Source organism: Streptomyces sp. NPDC058469 (assembly GCF_042721125.1).
GTDB lineage: Bacteria > Actinomycetota > Actinomycetes > Streptomycetales > Streptomycetaceae > Streptomyces.
In genome coordinates this window covers 131,590-153,204 of sequence record NZ_JBHXME010000005.1, presented here as the reverse complement: position 1 = coordinate 153,204, position 21,615 = coordinate 131,590, and the positions used below count along the sequence as shown (strand labels likewise).

The following is a 21,615-nucleotide window of genomic DNA, read 5'->3' as shown; positions in this document are numbered from 1 at the left end:
GTCGGAAGCAAGCGGTTTTCCCCGCCGGGGGTCAGAACCGGCGTTCACCCATCAGGGGCGAGATGTCCGTGACCTCACACAATGGCGCCGAATGCGATGTGACCATGGCCCGATGCAGAGTGGCGGCACACGACGTGCGACGGTCGCGATGGCGGCTCTCGGTTCCCTCCTGATGATGACGACCCTGTCCGCGTGCGGAAGCGCGCACAACGGACACCCCGGCGGGCGGGAAGGGAGACCCGGCGCCCAGGCGACCCACCCGAGACCGGCCAACCCCGCCGCCGTCCCGGACCCGACCCGCATCCCGGACGTCGGCGACCGGCTCCAGCGCGCCATCCCCACCGACACGAGCCAGGTCCTCACGGTCTACGGCGACGGCAAGGACTCCTCGGACTCCACCGCCGTCCTGTTCACCAAGAGCGGCTCCACCTGGGATCGGGCCGCCGGCTGGCCCGCGCACAACGGCAAGCTGGGCTGGACCACCGACCACCACCTCGGCGACAAGCGCAGCCCCGTCGGCGTGTTCACGCTGACCGCCGCGGGCGGTGTGCTCGACGACCCGGGCACGGCACTCCCGTACTCCCAGGACGAGTCCTACGAAGCGCCGCGTGACTGGGACGAATCGCACTGGCACGACTTCGACTACGTCATCGCCATCGACTACAACCGCGTCCCCGGCACCCCGCCCGACGACGCGGAGCAGCCCGAGGGCGAGGACAAGGGTGGCGGGATCTGGCTGCACCTGGACCACGGCAGCGGTACGTCGGCCTGCGTCAGCCTGTCCAAAGAGGCGATGGAGTACCTGCTGCGCACGCTCGACCCGGGCCGGCATCCCGTGGTGCTGATGGGGGACAGGGCGGACCTCAAGGGGTAGAACACCGCCCATGAGAAGCCGGATAGTCATGTCCATGCTCGCCGGAGCGACCCTCCTGGCGAGCACCCTCCTCGGGGCGAGCCCCGCCCGAGCGGCCGACGCGAAGGCCCAAGTCGCCGACGTCCCCGCCGAGTTCGGTACCGACTGGCACGACCCCCTCACCGCCGCCCCGCCCATCGCCAAGCCCGCGACGAAGTCCTGCCAAGTGACCCTCGCCGACACCGAGTTCCGCGACTTCACCCCGTACAAGGGCACGTACACACCACCACAGGGCTGCGGCGACCACTGGAGCAAGGTCGTGCTGCGCCTCGACGGCACGGTCAAGGGACGACAGTACGACCGACTCGGCTATCTGCACGTCGGCGGCGTCGAGATCCTCCGTACATCGACGCCGGAACCCTCGCCCGACGGCATCGCCTGGTCCGTCGAGAAGGACGTCACCCGCTACAGCGCCACCTTCCGCAGCGCGCAGGACGTCGAGATGCTCATCGGCAACGTCGTCGACGACACGTACACCGGTGTCATCGGCGTCAAGGCCACACTGACGTTCTACGAGGGCAGACCCGCGGCGGCGCAGACCCCCGACCGCGTCCTCACCCTCGCCGCCGACTCGACCCTCACCACCCCGCACAACACCGAACGCATCGTCGCCGAGGTGTACGCCACCGGATCCGGCGGCGGCTGCGAGGAGTTCTGGTATCTCGCGGTGCCCGGCTCGGCGCCGTACTCCTGCCAGGCGGACAAGGGCCCCTACCGCGAGGTGCAGATCAAGGTCGACGGCCAACTCGCGGGAATCGCAGCGCCGTTCCCGAACGTGTGGACCGGCGGCTGGTCCGACCCCTTTCTCTGGTACGTCGTTCCGGCCCCGCGTGCCTTCGACGTCAAGCCGATCGAATACGACCTCACACCCTTCGCCGGCCTTCTCAACGACGGTCGCCCGCACCACATCGACGTCTCCGTCGTGGGCGTGCCCGAGGGGCAGAGCGGCTGGAGCGCACCGGTGAACGTGCTCGTCTGGCAGGACGCGCAGCGCGCCCACGTCACCGGAAAACTCACCCTCGACCGGGCGGGCGAGCTCGCCAACTCCTCGACGTACACGCCCGGTTCGGAGGAACGCGTGGACACCGACGCGGGCCATCGGCTGACCACGGCCGGATACGTCGACACCTCGCACGGCCGGGTGCGGACCACCGTCGACCGGACGCTCGCGAACACCTCCGTGCACCGTTGGGTCGACGGCGAGAACATGGACGGGCTCGACGCGACCTGGACGGACGACGAGTCGGTGACCGTCGACGGGCGTGGACCGGCCCGGACGACGGCCACGCATCGGACGTACACGATGAACGGTGCGACGACGATCGGGACGGACGACAGGCTGCGTACCGTTCTCACGCTGGGCGACCGGGCGGCGGTCGTCGATACGCGGGACGGGCGGCGGACCGGGTGGTCGCGGCTCGACGACACCTACACCGGGGACGCGACCTACACGCTCAACGTGCCTCGCGACCAGCGGCACGCGGTCGGGACGTCGGGTGAGCGCTACCGGCTGTACGGGTCGGGCGGCTGCTACGACCGTTCGCTGACGACCGCGCAGGGGGTGCTCACCGAGGACCGCAGCGGCTGCTGAGGCGTTGTGCGTGCGATGCGTCACTCAGGTGCGTGATTTACACGGCCGTCACACGGAGGTTTTCCGGACGATCAACAACGGCTTCAAAGTGTCCACTCGGAAGCCGCTTTCCGTATCGCAGAAGTCGCCCCCAATCGACTTCCGCGAACGACCGTCCCCCCTCAAGGAGTGCCCGTGCCGCCGTCCGTCCCGCCCCTGCCGCGACGCGTCGCACGCATACTGCGTACCTCACTCTTCGCGCAGGTCGCCTGCGCGCTCGTCCTCGGAATCCTCGTCGGAAAGCTGTGGCCGGACGTGGCCACGGACCTTCAGCCCCTCGGTGACGGATTCACCCGGCTCATCAAGACGATCATCTCGCCGCTCGTGTTCTGCGTGGTCGTCGTCGGCATCGCCAAGGCCGGTGACCTCAAGGCCTTCGGCCGCATCGGCCTCAAGGCGCTCATCTGGTTCGAGGTCGCCAGCACCGCGGCACTGATCATCGGGCTGGTCCTCGCCAACGTCGTCCAGCCCGGCTCCGGGATGCACGTCGACCCGGCCACGCTCAACACCTCGGCGGTGGACGCGAAGACGGGCGGCGCCGCACTGCCCTCGACGACCGAGTTCATCGTCAACTCGCTCCCCACGAGCTTCATCGGCGCCTTCGCCGAGAACTCCCTCCTCCAAGTCCTCATCCTGGCCTGCCTGGTGGGCGCCGCGCTGCTCCACCTCGGAAACACGAAGGTGCCGCAGGTCCTGCCCGCGATCGAGCAGGCCCAGGAGATCATCTTCGCGATCGTCGGCTTCGTCATGCGGCTCGCCCCGCTCGCCGTGTTCGGCGCGATGGCCGTCCTGGTCGGCCAGTACGGGCTCGGCGTCATGAAGACCTACGCCAAGCTGATCATCCTCTGCTACGTCGCCGCTGCGCTCTTCCTCGCGCTGCTCTCCATCGCCCTGCGGCTGGTCACCGGGCTCAGCCTCTGGAAGTTCCTCCGCTACATCCGCGAGGAGATGCTCCTCGCGCTCGGCACCGCCTCCACCGAGTCCGTCATGCCGCGCGTGATGCAGAAGCTGCGCAAGGCCGGCGCCCGGGACGACGCGGTCGGCCTAGTGCTGCCCACCGGCTACTCCTTCAACCTCGACGGCGCCTCGCTCTACCTCTCCATCGGCACGCTGTTCATCGCCCAGGCCGTCGGCGTCGACCTCAGCCTCGGCCAGCAGATCACCGTCGTCCTGGTGCTCATGCTCACCAGCAAAGGCATGGCCGGCATTCCCGGTTCGGCCTTCCTCGCCCTGTCCGCGACCGCCTCTTCGCTGGGCGCGATCCCGGCCGGCGCGGTCGCCCTGCTCCTCGGCGTGGACCGAATCATGGACTCGATGCGCGTCGTCACCAACCTCCTCGGCAACTGCGTCGCCGTCTTCGCGGTCTCCCGCTGGGAGGGCGCCCTCGACATCGAGCGGGCCAAGAAGGTCCTCGACGGCGAGATCACGGACGTGGAGAACGATGTGGTGGAGGCAGACGGGGAGATCCCCGCGCAGCTCGTCAAGGAACCGGCCTCCGAGGCCGGTTGAGCCCTGTTGTGACGGGTCGCGGCTCCTGATCCACCGGATCGGTGGGGAGCTGCGGCCCGTTCTCCTATGCGTGGTCTATGAGGTCGGCCGGGTAGGGCTGGTCGAAGTCGGCCGACTGGCTTACCCGCTCCCAAGCCGCCGCCTGTGCGATCTGGTCGCGTGAATAGCTCTGCGCCATCTCGACGGCACCGGCTCCCAGGAGGAGATGGGAGGGGAGGTCCGGCTGCTTGACGATCCGGACCAGGATCTCCCCGGCGCGCTTCGGGTCGCCCGCGGCGACCACGGGACCGTCGAAGAGGCGGATCATCGCGCCGACGGTCTCGTCGTACTCCGGCGTCACATCCGGGATCTGCATCGACGAACCGGCCCAGTCGGTCGCGAAGCCGCCCGGTTCCACGACGAGGTACCTGATGCCGAACGGCGCGGTCTCGGCCGCGAGCACGCGCGTGAAGCCGTCGACCGCGAACTTGGCCGCCTGGTACGACCCGAGCCCGGGATTCCCCCCGACCCGGCCACCGATGGACGAGAACTGTACGACCGTGCCCGAGCCCTGCGCCTTGAGGAACGGGAGCGCCGCCGTCGAGACGTTGTAGACACCCCAGAAGTTCGTGTCGAACTGTCGGCGGAAGTCGTCCTCGGGGGTCGTCTCGACCGGGGAGAGGTTGGCGTACCCGGCGTTGTTGACGACCACGTCGATCCCACCGAAGCGGTCGACCCCCGCCTGTAGAGCGGCTGTTGCTGCCGCGCGGTCGGTGACGTCGAGCGCGACGGGGAGTACGCGGTCGCCGTACTTCTCCACGAGGTCGTCCAGCTGCTCAGGCTTGCGTGCCGTGGCGACGACCCGGTCGCCGGCCTCCAGGGCCGCGACGGTGAGGTTGCGGCCGAAGCCGCGGGACGAACCGGTGATGAACCATGTCTGAGTCATGCGTCTAGCAAAACACTGTTTCGTTATTAGTGCAACCGGGTTGCGCTATGCTCTGGGTCATGAGCACGCCCGGTCCCCAACGCGCCCGTAGTGCGGCGGCCAAACAGCAGCGCGAGCGGGCGATCCTCGACGCCGCCAGATCCCTCGGCGCCGAACGCAGCGTGCGCGAGGTCACCCTCACGGACATCGCCGCCGCCGTCGGCATGCACAAGTCCGCGATGCTGCGGTACTTCGAGACCCGGGAGCAGATCTTCCTGGCGCTGACCGCCGAAGGCTGGGAGGACTGGTCGGCGGCGCTTCGGGTGCGGTTGGATGAGGTCGCCGACGGGGATTCCGACGCGGTCGCCGCCGTCATCGCGCAGACGCTCGTCGAGCGGCCGTTCTTCTGCGATCTGCTGGCTCAGGCGCCGTTGAACCTGGAACGCAACGTCTCGCTCGACTCGGTGTACGAGTTCAAGACGGTCGTACTCGGCGTAGTCGCTTCGGTGGCAGCCGAGTTGTGCCGGATGCTCGCCATCACCGAGCGCTCGGCCATCGATGTGATCGCCACGGCGACGAGCATGGCCGGGGCGCTGTTGCAGATGGCCGCCCCCGGTACCCGCCTCCGAACGCTCTACGAAACCCGCCCCGAGTTGGCGCACGCGCTGGTCGACGTCGAACCCCAACTGACCCGCATCCTGGCCGCGTTGCTGATAGGGCTGCGCGCTACTGCGACGCCAACACCGCCTTCCGCAAAGGTGTGAGTTGAAGCCGAGCCGGCCTGAGTTGAAGCGCGTAGGCCACGGCTCACGGCCTCGGTGACTGGCGCCGCGTACTGGCGAAACGGCTGCGATAGTGCGTCGGCGTCGTGTCCAAGTGGCGGGCGAAGGCGCGGCGGAGGGTCTCGTCGGTGCCGAGCCCGCTGTGGTACGCCGCGGAGGTGACGCTGTGGCCTTCGAGGAGGAGGTGCTGGGCACGGTCGAGGCGGACCCGTTCGACCCAACGGGCGGGCGTGGTACCGAGTTCGGTGCGGAAGAGCCGCGTCAGGTGGCGGGGACTGACGGCCACGGCCGCCGCCATGGCGGGCAGGCTGTGGTCGCCGGCCGGATCGGCCAGCACGGACGCGATCAGCGACCGTAGCGGATCGGTACGAGGTGGTCGGGTCGCGGTGGCGGCGGAGAACTGCGACTGCCCGCCCGGGCGTTGCATGAAGACGACCAGCTCGCGCGCGATGTCCCTGGCCACGTCCGCTCCGTGGTCGTCCTCGACGAGGGCGAGCGCGAGATCGATCCCGGCGCTGATGCCCGCCGAGGTGACGAAGCGTCCGTCGCGGATGTGGATGGCGTCCGGCTCGACGCGCACGAGAGGGTAGCGGCGGGCCAGTGTCTCGGCGTGCCGCCAGTGGGTCGTGGCCGACCGGCCGTCGAGCAGGCCGAGTTGGGCGAGGACGAAGGCACCCGTGCAGACGGACGTGACCCGGGCGACGTGGTCGGTGAGGGTACGCGTCGCGGTCAACAGCCCTTCCTCGGCGTCCTGTTGGGCCAGCCGGTCGCCCCCGGCGACGACGACCGTGTCGACCGGCCCGGCGTCGGTCGCGGGCACGGTACGGGTCAGCGTCAGCCCGTTGGACGCGGTCACGGTGCCGCCGTGGGGCGAGACCAGCACCAGCTCGTAGGGGTGGCCGAGCCGGCCCGACTGGTGCAGCACCTCGGCGGGGCCGCTGACGTCGAGCATGGTCACGCCGTCGAAGACGATGAATCCGACCCGGTGTGTCATGCCGGAAGCCACATCTCAAGCCACGTCTGAAGCCGTGTCCGAATCTGTGGTTTTCGTGGCTGTGAGGACATGGCCCCAGCGTACGCCGCTGACGATCCTGGAGTCATACGACATCGATGAACACGACGTCGAGTCGCACGACATCGAGGAGAGGGCAGAACGATGAGTGAAGTCATCGCAGGTGTGGAGATCCCGGACACCGTCCTGGTGCGGGAGGCGACCGAGCTGGTGCGCGAGGCGGCATCGCCGTTGCTGTTCGACCACTCCCGGCGGGTTTTCCTGTGGGGCGCCCTGCGCGGCCGGGCGCAGGGGCTCGCCTACGACCCCGAACTGCTCTATGTGGCCGCGATGTTCCATGATCTCGGGCTCACCGAGAAGTTCCGCCGCACCGACCAGCGCTTCGAGATCGACGGCGCCGACGAGGCCCGCCGGTTCGTGCACGCGCACGGCATCACCGGTGAGCCGGCCGACCGGGTCTGGGCGAGCATCGCCCTGCACACCACGCAGGAGATCCCGCTGCACATGGCGGCCGAGATCGCCCTGGTCAACCGGGGTGTGGGGCTGGACGTCGTGGGCATCGGCTACGACGCCGTCTCCGACGAGCAGCGCGCGGCCGTCGTGGCGGCACACCCCCGCCCGGACTTCAAGAACGGGATCCTCGCCGCCTTCACCGAGGGCATCAAGGACCGCCCCGAGACCACCTTCGGCAACATCAAGGCGGACGTGCTGGAGCACTTCGTGCCCGGTTTCGTGCGCGGCGACTTCGTCGAGCGCATCAAGGCCTCGAACTGGCCGGAGTGACGCGAACCCGGTCGCCGGCGGGAGCCTCGGCGCGGGTCAGAGGGTCAGAGGGTCAGAGGGTCGGCGGGTCAGCGGGTCAGCCGGTCAGCAGGAACGCCCGCGCCCATGTCCCTCGTGTACTCCATGCCCCTCGTGCGCAGCATGGGCGTCATGCCCCTCGTGCGCCCCAGGCGCCCCATCCACCAACGTGTCCAGCAACGCCCGCAGCACCTCACGCTCCACATCCGTGAGCGGCGCCAGGATCTCGTCCGCCGCCCCTCGCCGCGCGCCCCGCAGCTCGCTCAGCGCCTTACGGCCGTCGTCCGTGATCTCGATCCGGATCACTCGCCGGTTGGACGGATCGGGCGCCCGCCGCACCTTGCCGCTCGCCTCCAGCCCGTCGACCAGCGTCGTCACGGCGCGCGGCACTACTTCGAGGCGCTCGGCGAGGTCGGCCATGCGCGGCGGGGCGTCGAAGTGCGCGAGGGTGCGCAGCAGCCGGGACTGGGCTGGGGTGATGCCGAGGTCGCGCTGCTCCAGATGGCGCTTCTGGATGCGGTGCACCCGGCGCGTGAGCCGCAGCAGCTGCTCCGCGAGCAGGCCGTCGGAATCGGGGGTGGTCATACGGGAACAATATCAGGACCTGGTTCATTGTGAGTATAGGTAACAATGAGCTATGCTCCACCAAGCCTCATCGCTCCACGAGTTCTGAGCGCTTGACCAGTCCTGATCGCCTCACCATCCGTAGGAGACCATGCCCCGCGACGACATCAACTGGACACCGTCCCCCGGCACCTCGACCGACCAGCCTCGGCAGGTGCGCCGCATCCTCAAGCTCTTCAAGCCCTACCGCGCCCGACTCGCGGTCGTCGGGCTCCTGGTCGGCGCCGCGTCCCTGGTCACGGTGGCGACCCCGTTCCTGCTGAAGGCGACGCTCGACACCGCCATCCCGCAGGGCCGCACCGGCCTGCTGAGCCTGCTCGCGCTCGGCATGATCCTGAGCGCCGTCCTGACCAGCATCTTCGGCGTACTGCAGACCCTGATCTCCACGACGGTCGGCCAGCGCGTCATGCACGACCTGCGCACAGCGGTCTACGGCCGGCTGCAGCGCATGTCGCTCGCCTTCTTCACCCGGACCCGCACCGGCGAGGTCCAGTCCCGCATAGCCAACGACATCGGCGGCATGCAGGCCACCGTCACCTCCACGGCCACCTCCCTGGTCTCGAACCTCACCAGCGTGGTCGCCACGATCATCGCGATGATCGCCCTGGACTGGCGGCTGACCGTCGTCTCGCTGCTGCTGCTCCCGGTCTTCGTGTGGATCAGCCGCCGCGTCGGCAATGAGCGCAAGAAGATCGCCACCCAGCGTCAGAGGCAGATGGCCGAGATGGCCGCCACGGTCACCGAGTCGCTGTCCGTCAGCGGCATCCTGCTCGGCCGCACCATGGGCCGCTCCGACTCGCTGACCCAGTCCTTCTCCGACGAGTCCGAGGGCCTGGTCGACCTCGAAGTCAGGTCGAACATGGCCGGGCGCTGGCGCATGGCCGTCATCTCGATCGTCATGGCCGCGATGCCCGCCGTCATCTACTGGACCGCCGGCATGACCCTCCACCTGGGTGGCCCGGACGCCTCGATCGGCACCATCGTCGCCTTCGTCTCGCTCCAGCAGGGCCTGTTCCGCCCGGCCGTCAGCCTGCTGTCGACCGGCGTCCAGATCCAGACCTCGCTGGCGCTCTTCGCGCGCATCTTCGAGTACCTCGACCTGCCGATCGACATCACCGAGCGCGAGAACCCCGTCCACCTCGACACCATCAAGGGCGAAGTCCGTTTCGAGGACGTCGAGTTCCACTACGACGACAAGAGCGGCCCGATCCTCGACGGGATCGACATCACCGTCCCCGCAGGCAACAGCCTCGCGATCGTCGGCCCGACCGGCGCCGGAAAGTCGACCCTCGGCTATCTCGTGCCCCGGCTCTACGACGTGACGGGCGGCCGGGTCACCCTCGACGGGGTCGACGTCCGCGACCTGGACTTCGACACGCTCGCGCGTGCCGTCGGCGTCGTCTCCCAGGAGACGTACCTCTTCCATGCCTCGGTCGCCGAGAACCTCCGCTTCGCCAAGCCGGACGCCACCGACGAGGAGCTGTACACGGCTGCACGCGCGGCCCAGATCCACGAGCACCTGGCGGGCCTGCCCGACGGGTACGACACGGTCGTCGGCGAGCGCGGCCACCGGTTCTCCGGAGGCGAGAAGCAGCGCCTGGCCATCGCCCGCACCATCCTGCGCGACCCGCCGGTCCTCATCCTGGACGAGGCGACCAGCGCGCTGGACAACCGCACCGAAGCCGCCGTCCAGGACGCCATCGACGCCCTGTCGGCCAACCGCACCACGCTCACCATCGCCCACCGGCTGTCCACCATCCGCAGCGCCGACCAGATAGTGGTCCTCGACTCCGGGCACGTCGCGGAGCGGGGCACGCACGAAGAACTGCTCGATCAGGACGGGCGGTACGCGGCCCTCGTACGCCGGGATGCCCAACTGGAACCGACAAGCTGAAGATATGCCGGGTTTGTGACGATATGCGGGTTACCGTGCCCGCATGCAGATGAACACTCCGCCACGGAGCACGATTCGACTGACCCGCAGGGGCCGGGTCGCCCTCATCGCGACGGGGGCCGTCGTGGCCGGCACCGCCGTGGCGGTGCCGCTGCTGAGCCACGAGAGTGAGGGGGGCGCTCGACCCACGTCCCTGGTGATCCCGGAGGGCTGGCGCTCGGGCCAGATCTACGAAGCCGTGGACAAGGTTCTCGCGCTGCCGGTCGGGACCTCCAAGAAGTCGATCGCGAAAGCCGGCCTGAAGCTGCCGAACGACGCGGAGGGCAACCCGGAGGGTTATCTCTTCCCGGCGACGTATCCGCTGAAGGAGAAGGCGACGCCCGCGTCGCTGCTGTCGTTCATGGTCAACACCGCGAACCAGAAGTTCAACGGCGCCCCGGTCGCCGCCGGCGCGCAGCGCAACGCGATGAACGTCTATCAGGCGGTGACCATCGCGAGCATCGTGCAGGCCGAGGCGGCGTCCAAGGCCGACATGGGGAAGGTGGCCCGGGTCATCTTCAACCGGCTGGAGCGCGGTATGCCGCTGCAGATGGACTCCACCATCAACTACGCGCTGAACCGTGCCACGTTGAAGACCACCAGCAGCGACACCCGGCTCGACAGTCCCTACAACTCCTACCAGCGCATGGGCCTGCCGCCCACCCCGATCGACAACCCGGGCGAGGACGCGATGCGCGCCGCGATCAACCCGCCCCCGGGCGACTGGCTGTACTTCGTCACGGTCAAGCCCGGCGACACCCGCTTCGCGGCAACCTACGAGGAACACCAGCGCAACGTCGCCGAGTTCAACGCGGCCCAGAAGAACAGCGCCCAGCCCACCAAGTGACCCGCCGGGACGACATCAGGCGGCGGCGACCGGCTCCCCGGCCAACAGCCGCCTGATGTCCCGCACAGCCGCCCGCCCCGCGCGATTCGCGCCGATCGTGCTCGCCGACGGGCCGTAGCCGACGAGATGGACACGCGGATCTGCGACCGCCCGCGTCCCCTCGACACGGATACCGCCACCCGGCTCGCGCAGCTTCAACGGCGCCAGATGGTCGATCGCGGCCCGGAACCCGGTCGCCCACAGAATGACATCGGCGTCCACATGCCGGCCGTCGTCCCAGTCCACCCCGTCGGGTGTGATCCGGTCGAACATCGGCTGCCGGTCCAGCACCCCGTCCGCGATCGCCTGCCGGATCGCGTCGTTCAGCGGCAGCCCGGTCACCGAGACGACACTCTTCGGCGGCAGGCCCTGCCGCACCCGCTCCTCCACCAGCGCCACGGCCGCCCGGCCCACGTCCTCGCTGAAGGGCCCCTCACGGAACACCGGCGGACGCCGGGTCACCCATGTCGTGGCGGCCGCGTACGGGGCGAGCTCCATCAGATGCTGGGTGCCGGACGCGCCCCCGCCCACCACGACCACCCGCAGCCCGGCGAACTCCTCGGGCCCCGGGTACTGCGCGGTGTGCAACTGCCGCCCCCGGAACGTCTCTTGACCCGGATAGCGCGGCCAGAACGGCCGGTCCCAGGTGCCGGTCGCGTTGATCACCGCCCGTGTCGACCACGTACCGTCCGACGTCTCGACGAGCAGCCGCCCGTCCACGCCCTCCCGCACGGCCTTCACGTCCACCGGCCGCCGCACCCGCAGATCGAAGTCGCGCTCGTAGGCGGCGAAGTACTCTGCGATCACCTCGGCGGACGGCCGGGCCGGATCGGCGTCCGTGAGTTCCATACCCGGCAGCGCGTGCATCCCGTGCACCTTGCCGTACGTCAACGACGGCCACCGGAACTGCCAGGCGCCACCCGGCGCGGGCGCGTGATCCAGCACCACGAAGTCGCGCTCCGGCTCGAAACCGGTGCGCCGCAGGTGATAGGCGCCGGCCAGTCCTGCCTGCCCGGCGCCTATGACGACCACGTCGACCTCACGCGTGTTGTTCACGTTCGTACGAACAGCGCCGGGGCCGTGGATCTTCCCGGCCGCTCAGCGCCCGCCGCTCACGAGCAACGGCAAGCCGACCTTCGTCCTCCCCTCGACCAGTCCACGCGCCGCCAGCTCGGAAATCACGCCCTCGCCGAACCAGTACGCCTCCTCCAGATGCGGATACCCGGAGAGCACGAAGTGCTCGACGCCCAGCGAGTGGTACTCCTCGATGAGATCGGCGACCTCGGCATGGCTGCCGACGAGCGCGGTGCCCGCGCCGCCCCGGACGAGACCGACGCCCGCCCACAGGTTCGGGTGGATCTCCAACTCGGCGCGCGAACCGCCGTGCAGCGCCAGCATCCGCCGCTGGCCCACCGACTCGCTGCGCCCGAGGGCCGCCTGCGCGGCCGCGATCGTGTCCGCGTCGAGGTCGTCGAGCAGCCGGTTCGCGGTCGCCCACGCCTCGGCCGACGAGTCCCGCGAGATGGTGTGCAGCCGCACCCCGAACCGCACGTCCCGCCCCTCCCGCTCGGCCAGTCCGCGAATCCAGTCGATCTTCTCCTTGACCTGCGCCGGCGGTTCTCCCCAGGTGAGATACACGTCCGCATGCCGGGCGGCGACCGGCCCGGCCGCCGCCGACGACCCACCGAAGAACACCTGCGGCACCGGATCGGGCGGCAGCGCGGTCAGCCCGCCCTCTACCTGGTAGTGGACACCGTCGAAGTCGTACGGCTCTCCCCGCCACACCCCTCGTACGACCGACAGGAACTCGTCCGTACGGGCATACCGCTGGTCGTGGCCGAGATGGTCGCCGAACCGCCGCTGCTCGGCCGAGTCGCCACCGGTGACGACATTGAGCAACAGCCGCCCCCGCGTGACCCGTTGATAGGTCGCCGCCATCTGCGCGGCCAGCGTCGGCGAGATCACCCCCGGGCGGAACGCCACCAGGAACTTCAGCCGTTCGGTGTGCTGCGCGAGCGCGACCGTCGTCAGCCAGGCGTCCTCGCACCATGTGCCGGTCGGCGTCAGGACCGCCTCGAAGCCCAACTGCTCGGCGGCCTTGGCGATTTGGGCGAGGTACTCGATGTCCGGCGGACGCACCCCGCGGACCGCGCCCGCGCGGTTGGGCCCGTAGGCGTGCCGGTCGACGAGCGTGCGACCGTCGCCGCCGGTCGGCAGGAACCAGTGCAGACGCACGCTCATGTCACGAACCTCCCGTGGTACGCGGAGTGGAGGTGGAGGCCGGCAAATTGCCGTTGTAGCGCGTGTCCACGAAGTCGGCGAAGTCCACCTTCCGCGGGATCAGCTTGAGTTGGGTGAAGGCGTCGGCGATCTGCTGCTCGGAGGCGATGAGCGGTTTGTCGACCGCGACCGAGACGCGGGTGGAGTTGGTCCGCTTCACGGACGCCAGCGCCACCTCGTACGGCAGCCCGGTGTCCTTCGCCCACACCTTCGCCCAGTCCTCCTGATGCGCGAACACCCATGTCTGGGCGCGGCGCAGCCGGTCCAGGTAGTCCTTGATGGCGGCGGACTTCTTCTTGTCCGCCAGCGCGCCGGGCGCCGCCACCTGGAAGGTGAGCCCGTTGGTCACGCCCTGGCCGGTGGTGAGGACGCGGCCCTTCTTGGTCTGGAGGATCTGCGAGGTGTACGGGTCCCACACCGCCCACGCGTCGACCTTGCCGGAGGTGAACGCGGCCAGGGCGTCGGCCGGTTGGAGGTACTTCACCTTGACGTCGCCGATGGTGAGCCCGGCCGCCTTGAGGGAGGCGACCAGCTGGAAGTGCGCGGACGAACCCTGCGCCACGGCGATGGACTTGCCCTTGAGCTGCTGCGGTTCGCTGAGCTTCGAGTCCTTCGGCACGAGGATGGCGTCGCCCTCGGACGTGCCGTGCCAGGCGGCCACCACCTTGATCTTCGAGTCGGCGCCCGCCGCGAACACCGGCGGGGTGTTGCCGACACCGCCGATGTCGACGGCCTTGGCGTTGACGGCTTCCAGGAGGGGCGGGCCGGAGGTGAACGTGGACCACTTGATCTTGTAGTCCAGGTGCTTGAGTTCACCGGCGGCTCGCAGCACCGCCTCCGAACCGCCTTTCTGGTCACCGACGTTGAGCGTGAGGGAGCCCTTGCCGTCGGTGCCCGTCGAGGTCTCGGCGGCCGAGTTCCCGCCGCAGGCGGTGAGCAGGAGGGCGAGGGGGAGCAGCAGGGCGGCGGGGACGAGGCTTCGTCGCATGGGGGTTCCGTTCTCGGTAACTGGTGTGGTGCGTGGGGGAGTTCAGGCGGCTTCGGCGGCGGTGTCGACGCCGAGGCGTTCCAGGAGTCCGGCACGCAGTTCGGCGAACCGGGGGTCGGTGATGTCGCGCGGCCGGTCCAGGTCGATGCGCTGCTCGTGCGCGATGACACCCTCGTCCATCACCAGGACCCGGTCCGCGAGCAGCACGGCCTCCTCGACGTCATGCGTCACCAACAGGACGGCACAGCCCCGCCGTTGCCACAGCTCACCCACCAACCGCTGGGCCTTGATCCGGGTGAGCGCGTCGAGCGCGCCGAACGGCTCGTCGAGCAGCAGCAGATCCGGCTCGCGCACCAGCGCACGGGCCAGCGAGGCCCGCTGCGCCTCACCGCCGGACAGCGTCTTGGGCCACGCGTCGGAGTGATCCCCGAGCCCGACCTCCGCCAACGCCTTCTCCGCTACGGCCCGTTCGGGCTTCCCGGGCAGCCCGAGCAGGACGTTGCGCCACACCTTCTTCCACGGCATCAGGCGAGGCGCCTGGAACGCGACGGCCTTGCGGCGCGGCACGAGGACGGTGCCCTCGATGTCCCGGTCGAGCCCGGCGAGGATGCGCAGCAACGTGGACTTGCCGCAGCCGCTGCGGCCGAGCAGCGCCACGAACTCGCCCTGCCGCACGTCGAGTTGAAGCTTGTCGATGACGGCACGGCCGTCGAAGGAACGGGTCAGCCCCTCGACACGTACCGCCTGCGTGGTCACCGGCGATGGGGTCGCCGGTTCGGTAGTCACCGGCCCGTGAACGTCGGTCGCCATTGCAGCAGCAGCCTTTCGAGAGTGCGGACGAGGAAGTCGGCCAGCAGGCCGAGGAAGGCGTAGACGATCAGACAGACCACGATCACGTCGGTCTGCAGGAAGTCCCGTGCCTGCACCATGAGGAAGCCGATGCCGGCGTCCGCGTTGATCTGCTCGGCGAAGACGAGGGCCAGCCAGGCGATGCCGAGGGAGTAGCGCAGCCCGGTCATCGCGTTGGGCAGCGCACCCGGCAGCACCACATGCCGGACGAGCCCCCAGCGGGACAGCCCGAGCGACTCCCCGGCCTCGATCAACTGGCTGTCCACGCCCCGGATTCCGGCGTAGACGTTGAGATAGAGCGGGAAGGTCACGCCGAGCGTGATGATGGCGACCTTCGGGGCCTCGCCGATGCCGAACCAGATGATGAACAGCGGGATCAGTCCGACGAAGGGCACGGTCCGCAGCATCTGCACGGGGGCGTCGACCAGGTCCTCGCCGATCCTGAACAGACCGGAGACGAGGGCGAGTCCGGTGCCGATGACGGTGCCGAGGAGCAGCCCGATGGCGACCCGCTGGAGCGAGGTGGCCATGGCCGAGGTCAGTGAACCGCTGTCGATCAGATCCCAGCCGACCTGGGCGATGCGTCCGGGGGAGGCGAGTACGTCGGAGGTCAACACCCCTGTGCTGCTGAGGAGTTGCCACAGTGCGAGCAGTACGAGCGGGCCGGTGGTGCGGCGCAGCCAGCGGGGGACGCGGGTGCGGCGAGAGGAGGTGGGGACGAGGGGGACGAGATCGAGGGAGGAGTGATCGTCCGTGTCGGTCTTCTTGGCGTCGGATATCAGAGAGATATCCGGCTCGGAAGAGTCGGGCGGGGCGTGGCTGATGCTCATGGGTGCTCCACGGGTGGGGGAGAGCGTCCGGTGAGGAGGGGGGTACGCCTCAACGCCGCCGTGCCACGACGGTGTGCACGGGCACGGCGGAGTGCGGGAGAAGGAGGGGTGAGGCGGAAGAAGGCGTCAGCAGCCGCGGCGACACGCGGCGGAGGCCACCCGCAGCAGGTCGATGTGACCGCGCGTGGTGAGCAGAACTGAACGCAACATGCGGCCGAAAATAGGTCAGATGGCGTGGCACGGTCAACGGTGTCTCGCGGACTGGACCCCTCGTATCACGGGCTGGGCGACCGATCGGGCGTGGAGCCCGACGGATGGGTCAGGATGGGAGGCATGTCAGCTGCCTTCACCACCCGTGTCCTGAACGTCGCCACCGGTTCCAGGGAGCGGGTCATGGACCTGACCCGCGACTGCGAGGCCTTCCTGCGGGAGGCGGCGGCCGGCCGTGACGGCCTCCTTAACATCTTCGTCCCCCACGCCACCGCGGGCGTCGCGATCCTGGAGACGGGCGCCGGCAGTGACGACGACCTCCTCGCCGCCCTGCACACCCTCCTCCCGGCCGACGACCGCTGGCAGCACCGCCACGGCAGCCCCGGGCACGGCCGTGACCATGTCCTCCCGGCCTTCGTACCGCCGCATGCGACGTTGCCGGTGGTGGGCGGGCGGCTGGAGTTGGGGACGTGGCAGTCGGTGTGTCTCGTCGACACGAACAGGGATAACCCGAACAGGCACGTTCGGTTGTCGTTCCTCGGTTGAGGGCCGGGGTGTGACGACCTGTCCGGTGGACGTTCCGCCGCGGGGATGGCGCGCCCCCGCGGGCCTGTAAGCCCTCGTTCAGTGGGCGGCGTTGGTGGCGAGGATGGCCTTGGCGATCTCCTCGGGGTGGGTGAGCAGGCCCTCGTGGGTCCCGGGCACGGCGATGGGCGTCAGGCCGGCGCGCCGGGCGAAGACTTCGCCCGGGTGCGGCGGTGCGTGGTCCTCGTCGCCGAGCAGGTAGTGCAGCGGGATGCCGAGGGTTGTCACGGCAGGCCCTTCGGCCGGGTCGAGGAAGTAGTCCCCGGGCATGGGCGTCAGGAGGTCGGCGACCAGCCGCTGAACCTCGGGTGCGGCATCCTGCATGAAGATGTGCTGGACGAACTCAAGGGTGGGTGCGATGGACCGGGTCGGCGAGGAGTCGATCAGGCCGCGGAGCATGGCTTCGGCTTCGGCCGGATTGTCGTCGACGAGGGACCGTCCCGTCACCGGGATCTGGGCGCCGTAGTACACGATGCCGGCAAGCCTGTCCCCGAGCTGACCGGCCGCGCCGTTGACCGGGTATCCGCCCCAGCTGTGTGCGACCAGGACCACGTCCCGCAGATCGCGGTCGACAACGAATCGGACGATGTGATCGACCGCGGCGCTCAGGCGGCGATCACGCGGATCGTCGCCGTCGCCCAGACCCGGCAGGGTCAGGGTGGCTGCCTGGTGGCCGGCGGCCCGCAGACGTTGTGCGACGGGTGCCCATGACCAGCCACCGTGCCACGCCCCCGGGATCATCACATACGTAGTCATGCGTCATTCCTTGGTATTTGGGTATTTCGGACGCCAAGTCCGACGAGTTTCGCAACGCCAGCACCGAGCACGACCTCCCAGGGCAGGTCGTCACCGAGATCACAACTGCCCCGCCTAGACTGGGAAGATGATCGACGACCGGGGCGCTGAAGATCGGGCGGGCGCCATCGAGGTGGGTGTATTGGCCGCGGCCGAACGGCTGTTGGCCGAGGGCGCCTCGTTCTCCGTCCTGTCGATGCAGCGCATCGCGGATGAAGCCGGCGTCGCCAGGTCCACGCTGTACCTGTACTTCAAGGAAAAGAGCGCGCTGCTGATTCGTCTGGCCAGTGGTCTCAAGAGCGGCTCGTACCAGCTGATGAGCAGCTGGTCGCCGGACGAACCGGACGCGCTCAACCTTCTGGGCGACACCCTCGGAGAGGTGATCGGCTACTACCGGCAGCGGCGCCATGTCCTGCGCGCCATGCTGGAACTGGCGGGCCGTGACTCAACAGTGGGCCGGCTCTGGGCCGACGAGCTAGATCCCTTCCAGGAGCTGTGCCAGCGCTGGATCAGGCAGGCGCAAGCGAAGGGGCAGACAGCCGCCGGCGTCGACCCGGCCACCGCCAGCCAGGTCATCGTGCACGGTGGCTTCCGGGTGATCGCGCATCAGGCTCTGACGGGCGATCCCGATCGCGACGCGACAGTGGCTCGCGAGCTGGCCGCCAACCAGTGGTACGGAGCCTTCCGCCGTCCAGGCTGAACCCGCGAGAAGCCGCAACACCCCGTCAGGCGGAGCGACGACGCGGCACGCACCGCGAGCCGGCGCTTCGGCTGTCATGGCCTTGGCGGCAAGCGTGTGTCAGGGCCGCAGGGCCGCAGGGCCTCAGCGGCAGGGGCGGGAACTCATGCTCCTGCCAGAGCCGGCGCGAGTTCTCCTCGGGGTAACTTCAGCGCGGAGTGCAGCCGTTGGCTCTGCTGGATCGGGATCTGGTCGTCCGCGTCGCCGTGCCCGGTGGTGTAGCCAGGGCCGGAGTTGGAGGTGGAGTCGGAGTCGGTGGCATGGGCGATCGCGGGGTTGGCGACCACGCCGAGACCGGTCGCCGCCACGGCCGGTGTGGTGACGAGGCCTCTCATGCGGTGTCGTAGACGCGATGTCGGAGCAACGAGCATGGGTGGACTCCTTTGTCCTCTGTCTTGTCCTCAGTCACGGAACTTCTTGCATCGAGGTCGTCGCTGTGGAAGAGGTCGCCACGGTGGAAGTGGAGAGCTCTTCTCCGTAGGTGTTGACGTTTTTTTACGATGGCGACAAGAGCGCGATGCGAGATGGTGCCGCCGGAACCGGGCCGCACCGGATGACGTCGAGGCCAGTGACACCGCTGATGCAGACGCCGACTCGCTTGTCGGTTGCGGGAGTTGTGAAGTCCGGTGGGTGATGCTGGAGGCTTCCGCACAGTGGTTCGGGCAGGCGTCGCCCCGCACGTCTGCCTCAGGGCACTCCATGCAAGGGAAGATCGTTGCAGCAATCCTCGCGTAGAAGATCACCCCGGAAGGTGCTGGCCGGAATCCTGGCCGGCGGCGCCGTGGCCGCAGGCTGTTTCGCCGTTCTGCCGTCGACGGCGCAGGCCGCCCAGACCCCGGGCGCCGACCGGCAGTCCTCCTTCACCGACGCGGCCGAGGAGTTCGGCGTACCGCTGCCCGTGCTCCTGGCCGTGTCGTACCAGGAGTCGCAGTGGGACGACCACGACGGGCACTACAACACCTCGGGCGGATACGGCCCGATGAATCTGACGGACGTCACCGCCGCCATGGTGTCCGGGGGTGCGGCGGGCGCCGCAGGCCGGGGCGACCTCGCCGAGCTGACGTCGGACCCGGCCCTGCACACCCTCGACGCGGCGGCCGACCTCACCGGCACTCCGGCGACGAAGCTGCGCACCGACGACCGTGAGAACATCCGGGCCGGTGCCGCCCTACTCGCCTCGTACCAGCGGGAGTTGACGGGTAAGGGCTCCGCCGATCCGGCCGACTGGTACGGCGCGGTGGCCAAGTACAGCCAGTCGTCGGACAAGAAGGCCGCGCAGCTCTTCGCCGACCGCGTCTTCAAGACCGTGTCCTCGGGCGCCTCGCGGACCACCGTCGACGGACAGCACGTCAGCCTCGCGGCGCAGCGAGCGGTCCACCCCGAGACGCGGCAGTTGTCCGAGCTGAAGCTGAAGGCCGCCGCGACGGCCACCGACACGGAGTGCTCCGCCACGGTGGACTGCACCTTCCTCGCCGCGGCCGCCTCCAACGGGCAGGTGGCGGGCCGGCCGGGCGACGGCGTGCAGATCAAGTACATCGTCCTGCACGACACCGAGTCGTCCTACGACGCCGCGATCAAGACCTTCCAGACGGCGGGTTCCGGCGACTCGGCGCACTACGTCATGCGGGCCTCGGACGCGGCCGTCACGCAGATGACCCACACCAAGGACATCGCGTTCCACGCCGGCAACTACTGGTTCAACATGCACTCGATCGGCATCGAGCACGAGGGCTACGCCGCGCACGGTGCCACCTGGTACTCGCAGGCGCAGTACCGGGCGACGGCCGATCTGGTGAAGTACCTCGCCGCGAAGTACGACATCCCGCTCGACCGCGAGCACATCATCGGCCACGACAACGTGCCCGGCCCGCAGGACAGTTACGTGCGGGGCATGCACTGGGACCCCGGCCCCTACTGGGACTGGACGGCATTCATGAACATGGTCGCCCCGTCGAGGGCGGCCCTCGCGCAGAGCGCCGCCCGGCACGCCCCGAGGGTGGGTTCGGCGGTCACCATCAGCCCGAAGTTCGCGGCCAACCAGCAGACCGTCCAGGTCTGCCCGGCCGACGACCCCACAGGCGCCACCACCGCGTGCACCGACAGCACCGCGCCCTCCAACTTCCTTCCCGTGCGCACCGCTCCGAGTGCGGACGCGCCCCTGTTCGCCGACCCGGCCATCCACCCCGGCGCGAGCGCGGGCACCGACTCGATCCACGACTGGGGCAGCACCGTCCAGGCAGGCCAGCAGTTCGTGGTCGCCGGCGTCGACGGCGACTGGACCGCCATCTGGTTCAGCGGCGCGAAGGTGTGGTTCCACAACCCCGGTGGCGTCAACACCTGTGCCGCGCCCGGCGCCAGGGTCCTCCACTCCGGAGACCAGGCCGCGACCCTCTACGGCTCCGGCTACCCGCAGGCGTCGGAGTACCCGTCGGGCCTGTCCCCGTCCACGCAGAAGCCCCTGACCGTCTACGGCTTCCCGGCGGGCCAGGCCTACGTGGCCACCCAACCCCCGGTCAGCGCCGACGACTTCTTCGTCTCGGGCGACACCTACGTCACCGGCGCGGCCAAGTACTACACCATCCAGTACAACCACCGAGTCGTCCTGGTCGACGCCTCACAGGTCTCCTGAACCGTCCGGTGCGGGCGGCACACCTACGTCCTGCCCGCACCGGTGGAGGCTTTTCGCCAGGGCGCTCTGCAAGGATCTCCCCATGAGCGACAACCCCCTGCGCCAAGTCACCGTCGACCGCACCGCCCCCGGCCGCTTCACCGCGACCAACGCCCGCGGCGGCACGATCGACTTCGGTACCGCCGTCGGTGGTGCCACCGATTTCACCCCGGTCGAGCTGCTGCTCGCCGCGATCGGGGGCTGCACCGCCGCCGACGTCGACGTGGCCACCACCCGGCACGCGGAGCCGGACGGGTTCACCGTCACGGTGACCGGCAACAAGGTCAGCGACGACCTCGGCAACCGGATGACCGACCTGGCGGTCACCTTCGCCGTGACCTTCCCGGAGGGGGAGGCCGGGGACCGGGCCCGCGCGATCCTGCCCCGGGCGGTCACCGTCTCCCACGACCGGCTGTGCACGGTCAGCCGTACCGTCGAGACCGGCACGCCCGTCACCGTGACGATCAAGGACGTCTGACCCTCTCGTCCCCTGTGGAGTTCTCTGTCGGGTTCTCTGCGAGCAGGTGACAAGGGTGCCGTCGCGAGCTGCGTTCTTGTGAGCACCGCCTGATCCCGGGGGTCCGACCGTCCTACGGTCCGGCCATGAAGACGAGTCGCAGCAGAGGAAGTTCGTGGCGCGGTGCCACGAGCCGAGGACGTACGTGGCGCGGTGCCGC

Annotated in this window: 22 protein-coding genes; 11 read left to right on the top strand and 11 right to left on the bottom strand. The window is 69.4% G+C overall.

Annotation, left to right across the window (positions count from 1 at the left end):
• Positions 1 to 112 precede the first annotated feature (112 nt).
• The 3 genes from ACFWP5_RS05235 (at position 113) to ACFWP5_RS05225 (ending at position 4,052) form a co-directional block, all read left to right on the top strand.
• Complete coding sequence (locus tag ACFWP5_RS05235; protein ID WP_384150449.1) at positions 113 to 874, top strand: L,D-transpeptidase family protein; 762 nt, start codon at positions 113 to 115, stop codon at positions 872 to 874.
• Between the two features lie 10 nt (positions 875 to 884).
• The gene (locus ACFWP5_RS05230; protein ID WP_384150446.1) at positions 885 to 2,504 is read left to right on the top strand and encodes a peptide-N4-asparagine amidase; all 1,620 of its coding nucleotides are present in this window, start codon (positions 885 to 887) and stop codon (positions 2,502 to 2,504) included.
• A 174-nt stretch (positions 2,505 to 2,678) separates the two neighbouring features.
• Positions 2,679 to 4,052, top strand: coding sequence for a cation:dicarboxylate symporter family transporter (locus ACFWP5_RS05225; RefSeq protein WP_384150443.1), 1,374 nt, complete (start codon positions 2,679 to 2,681; stop codon positions 4,050 to 4,052).
• Between the two features lie 64 nt (positions 4,053 to 4,116).
• Here the strand turns inward: ACFWP5_RS05225 and ACFWP5_RS05220 are convergent, their stop codons facing one another.
• Positions 4,117 to 4,977, bottom strand: coding sequence for an SDR family NAD(P)-dependent oxidoreductase (locus ACFWP5_RS05220; RefSeq protein ID WP_384150440.1), 861 nt, complete (start codon positions 4,975 to 4,977; stop codon positions 4,117 to 4,119).
• 59 nt (positions 4,978 to 5,036) lie between these two features.
• On the opposite strand from ACFWP5_RS05220, the gene ACFWP5_RS05215 reads away from it, so the two are divergent.
• Positions 5,037 to 5,720, top strand: coding sequence for a TetR family transcriptional regulator (locus tag ACFWP5_RS05215; RefSeq protein ID WP_384150437.1), 684 nt, complete (start codon positions 5,037 to 5,039; stop codon positions 5,718 to 5,720).
• A gap of 43 nt (positions 5,721 to 5,763) precedes the next feature.
• On the opposite strand, the gene ACFWP5_RS05210 is transcribed toward ACFWP5_RS05215, so the two are convergent.
• Positions 5,764 to 6,732 (bottom strand): GlxA family transcriptional regulator, encoded by a 969-nt coding sequence (locus tag ACFWP5_RS05210; RefSeq protein WP_384150434.1) that lies wholly within the window; start codon positions 6,730 to 6,732, stop codon positions 5,764 to 5,766.
• A 162-nt stretch (positions 6,733 to 6,894) separates the two neighbouring features.
• Here ACFWP5_RS05210 and ACFWP5_RS05205 point away from each other — a divergent pair, with 162 nt between their 5' ends.
• Positions 6,895 to 7,533, top strand: coding sequence for an HD domain-containing protein (locus ACFWP5_RS05205; protein ID WP_384150431.1), 639 nt, complete (start codon positions 6,895 to 6,897; stop codon positions 7,531 to 7,533).
• Positions 7,534 to 7,617: 84 nt separating this feature from the next.
• On the opposite strand, the gene ACFWP5_RS05200 is transcribed toward ACFWP5_RS05205, so the two are convergent.
• The gene (locus ACFWP5_RS05200) at positions 7,618 to 8,136 is read right to left on the bottom strand and encodes a MarR family winged helix-turn-helix transcriptional regulator (protein WP_384150428.1); all 519 of its coding nucleotides are present in this window, start codon (positions 8,134 to 8,136) and stop codon (positions 7,618 to 7,620) included.
• A gap of 130 nt (positions 8,137 to 8,266) precedes the next feature.
• Here ACFWP5_RS05200 and ACFWP5_RS05195 point away from each other — a divergent pair, with 130 nt between their 5' ends.
• Positions 8,267 to 10,069: an ABC transporter ATP-binding protein gene (locus ACFWP5_RS05195; RefSeq protein WP_384150424.1), complete on the top strand. Its 1,803-nt coding sequence runs from the start codon at positions 8,267 to 8,269 to the stop codon at positions 10,067 to 10,069.
• Between the two features lie 43 nt (positions 10,070 to 10,112).
• The gene (gene mltG / locus ACFWP5_RS05190; protein ID WP_384150421.1) at positions 10,113 to 10,955 is read left to right on the top strand and encodes an endolytic transglycosylase MltG; all 843 of its coding nucleotides are present in this window, start codon (positions 10,113 to 10,115) and stop codon (positions 10,953 to 10,955) included.
• Positions 10,956 to 10,970: 15 nt separating this feature from the next.
• Here mltG and ACFWP5_RS05185 read toward each other — a convergent pair whose 3' ends face one another.
• The 6 genes from ACFWP5_RS05185 to ACFWP5_RS05160 all read right to left on the bottom strand — a co-directional run bounded on the left by ACFWP5_RS05185 (position 10,971) and on the right by ACFWP5_RS05160 (position 16,151).
• The gene (locus ACFWP5_RS05185) at positions 10,971 to 12,050 is read right to left on the bottom strand and encodes an NAD(P)-binding domain-containing protein (protein WP_384150418.1); all 1,080 of its coding nucleotides are present in this window, start codon (positions 12,048 to 12,050) and stop codon (positions 10,971 to 10,973) included.
• Positions 12,051 to 12,092: 42 nt separating this feature from the next.
• Positions 12,093 to 13,235, bottom strand: a complete 1,143-nt coding sequence (locus ACFWP5_RS05180) for an LLM class flavin-dependent oxidoreductase (protein ID WP_384150416.1) — start codon at positions 13,233 to 13,235, stop codon at positions 12,093 to 12,095.
• 1 nt (position 13,236) lies between these two features.
• The gene (locus ACFWP5_RS05175; RefSeq protein WP_384150413.1) at positions 13,237 to 14,262 is read right to left on the bottom strand and encodes an ABC transporter substrate-binding protein; all 1,026 of its coding nucleotides are present in this window, start codon (positions 14,260 to 14,262) and stop codon (positions 13,237 to 13,239) included.
• A gap of 42 nt (positions 14,263 to 14,304) precedes the next feature.
• Positions 14,305 to 15,072 carry an ABC transporter ATP-binding protein gene (locus ACFWP5_RS05170; protein WP_384150410.1) on the bottom strand — a complete coding sequence of 256 codons (768 nt, stop codon included), beginning with the start codon at positions 15,070 to 15,072 and terminating at the stop codon, positions 14,305 to 14,307.
• A complete protein-coding gene (locus tag ACFWP5_RS05165) occupies positions 15,045 to 15,941 on the bottom strand; it encodes an ABC transporter permease (RefSeq protein WP_384150407.1) in 897 nt (298 codons plus the stop codon). Before ACFWP5_RS05165 ends, ACFWP5_RS05170 begins: the two co-directional genes overlap by 28 nt.
• 126 nt (positions 15,942 to 16,067) lie before the next feature.
• Complete coding sequence (locus ACFWP5_RS05160; protein WP_350495123.1) at positions 16,068 to 16,151, bottom strand: putative leader peptide; 84 nt, start codon at positions 16,149 to 16,151, stop codon at positions 16,068 to 16,070.
• 123 nt (positions 16,152 to 16,274) lie between these two features.
• On the opposite strand from ACFWP5_RS05160, the gene ACFWP5_RS05155 reads away from it, so the two are divergent.
• Complete coding sequence (locus ACFWP5_RS05155; protein ID WP_384150404.1) at positions 16,275 to 16,697, top strand: secondary thiamine-phosphate synthase enzyme YjbQ; 423 nt, start codon at positions 16,275 to 16,277, stop codon at positions 16,695 to 16,697.
• A 78-nt stretch (positions 16,698 to 16,775) separates the two neighbouring features.
• On the opposite strand, the gene ACFWP5_RS05150 is transcribed toward ACFWP5_RS05155, so the two are convergent.
• On the bottom strand, positions 16,776 to 17,492 hold the full coding sequence (locus ACFWP5_RS05150) for an alpha/beta fold hydrolase (protein WP_384150401.1): 717 nt from the start codon (positions 17,490 to 17,492) through the stop codon (positions 16,776 to 16,778).
• Positions 17,493 to 17,619: 127 nt separating this feature from the next.
• On the opposite strand from ACFWP5_RS05150, the gene ACFWP5_RS05145 reads away from it, so the two are divergent.
• Positions 17,620 to 18,231 (top strand): TetR/AcrR family transcriptional regulator, encoded by a 612-nt coding sequence (locus tag ACFWP5_RS05145; protein WP_384150398.1) that lies wholly within the window; start codon positions 17,620 to 17,622, stop codon positions 18,229 to 18,231.
• 143 nt (positions 18,232 to 18,374) lie between these two features.
• On the opposite strand, the gene ACFWP5_RS05140 is transcribed toward ACFWP5_RS05145, so the two are convergent.
• Positions 18,375 to 18,641 carry a hypothetical protein gene (locus ACFWP5_RS05140; protein WP_384150397.1) on the bottom strand — a complete coding sequence of 89 codons (267 nt, stop codon included), beginning with the start codon at positions 18,639 to 18,641 and terminating at the stop codon, positions 18,375 to 18,377.
• Between the two features lie 344 nt (positions 18,642 to 18,985).
• Between ACFWP5_RS05140 and ACFWP5_RS05135 the strand changes: the two genes are divergently transcribed.
• Positions 18,986 to 20,899, top strand: coding sequence for an N-acetylmuramoyl-L-alanine amidase (locus ACFWP5_RS05135; protein WP_384150394.1), 1,914 nt, complete (start codon positions 18,986 to 18,988; stop codon positions 20,897 to 20,899).
• A gap of 82 nt (positions 20,900 to 20,981) precedes the next feature.
• Entirely contained in the window at positions 20,982 to 21,416 is a 435-nt protein-coding gene (locus ACFWP5_RS05130) for an OsmC family protein (protein WP_384150391.1), read from the top strand.
• Positions 21,417 to 21,615: the final 199 nt, after the last annotated feature.

Coding starts and splice junctions, on each gene's coding strand:
- ACFWP5_RS05235 (WP_384150449.1), top strand. CDS start 113: ATGCAGAGTGGCGGCACACGACGTGCGACGGTCGCGATGGCGGCTCTC.
- ACFWP5_RS05230 (WP_384150446.1), top strand. CDS start 885: ATGAGAAGCCGGATAGTCATGTCCATGCTCGCCGGAGCGACCCTCCTG.
- ACFWP5_RS05220 (WP_384150440.1), bottom strand. CDS start 4,977: ATGACTCAGACATGGTTCATCACCGGTTCGTCCCGCGGCTTCGGCCGC.
- ACFWP5_RS05215 (WP_384150437.1), top strand. CDS start 5,037: ATGAGCACGCCCGGTCCCCAACGCGCCCGTAGTGCGGCGGCCAAACAG.
- ACFWP5_RS05210 (WP_384150434.1), bottom strand. CDS start 6,732: ATGACACACCGGGTCGGATTCATCGTCTTCGACGGCGTGACCATGCTC.
- ACFWP5_RS05205 (WP_384150431.1), top strand. CDS start 6,895: ATGAGTGAAGTCATCGCAGGTGTGGAGATCCCGGACACCGTCCTGGTG.
- ACFWP5_RS05200 (WP_384150428.1), bottom strand. CDS start 8,136: ATGACCACCCCCGATTCCGACGGCCTGCTCGCGGAGCAGCTGCTGCGG.
- ACFWP5_RS05195 (WP_384150424.1), top strand. CDS start 8,267: ATGCCCCGCGACGACATCAACTGGACACCGTCCCCCGGCACCTCGACC.
- mltG (WP_384150421.1), top strand. CDS start 10,113: ATGCAGATGAACACTCCGCCACGGAGCACGATTCGACTGACCCGCAGG.
- ACFWP5_RS05180 (WP_384150416.1), bottom strand. CDS start 13,235: ATGAGCGTGCGTCTGCACTGGTTCCTGCCGACCGGCGGCGACGGTCGC.
- ACFWP5_RS05175 (WP_384150413.1), bottom strand. CDS start 14,262: ATGCGACGAAGCCTCGTCCCCGCCGCCCTGCTGCTCCCCCTCGCCCTC.
- ACFWP5_RS05170 (WP_384150410.1), bottom strand. CDS start 15,072: ATGGCGACCGACGTTCACGGGCCGGTGACTACCGAACCGGCGACCCCA.
- ACFWP5_RS05165 (WP_384150407.1), bottom strand. CDS start 15,941: ATGAGCATCAGCCACGCCCCGCCCGACTCTTCCGAGCCGGATATCTCT.
- ACFWP5_RS05160 (WP_350495123.1), bottom strand. CDS start 16,151: ATGTTGCGTTCAGTTCTGCTCACCACGCGCGGTCACATCGACCTGCTG.
- ACFWP5_RS05155 (WP_384150404.1), top strand. CDS start 16,275: ATGTCAGCTGCCTTCACCACCCGTGTCCTGAACGTCGCCACCGGTTCC.
- ACFWP5_RS05150 (WP_384150401.1), bottom strand. CDS start 17,492: ATGACTACGTATGTGATGATCCCGGGGGCGTGGCACGGTGGCTGGTCA.
- ACFWP5_RS05145 (WP_384150398.1), top strand. CDS start 17,620: ATGATCGACGACCGGGGCGCTGAAGATCGGGCGGGCGCCATCGAGGTG.
- ACFWP5_RS05140 (WP_384150397.1), bottom strand. CDS start 18,641: ATGCTCGTTGCTCCGACATCGCGTCTACGACACCGCATGAGAGGCCTC.
- ACFWP5_RS05130 (WP_384150391.1), top strand. CDS start 20,982: ATGAGCGACAACCCCCTGCGCCAAGTCACCGTCGACCGCACCGCCCCC.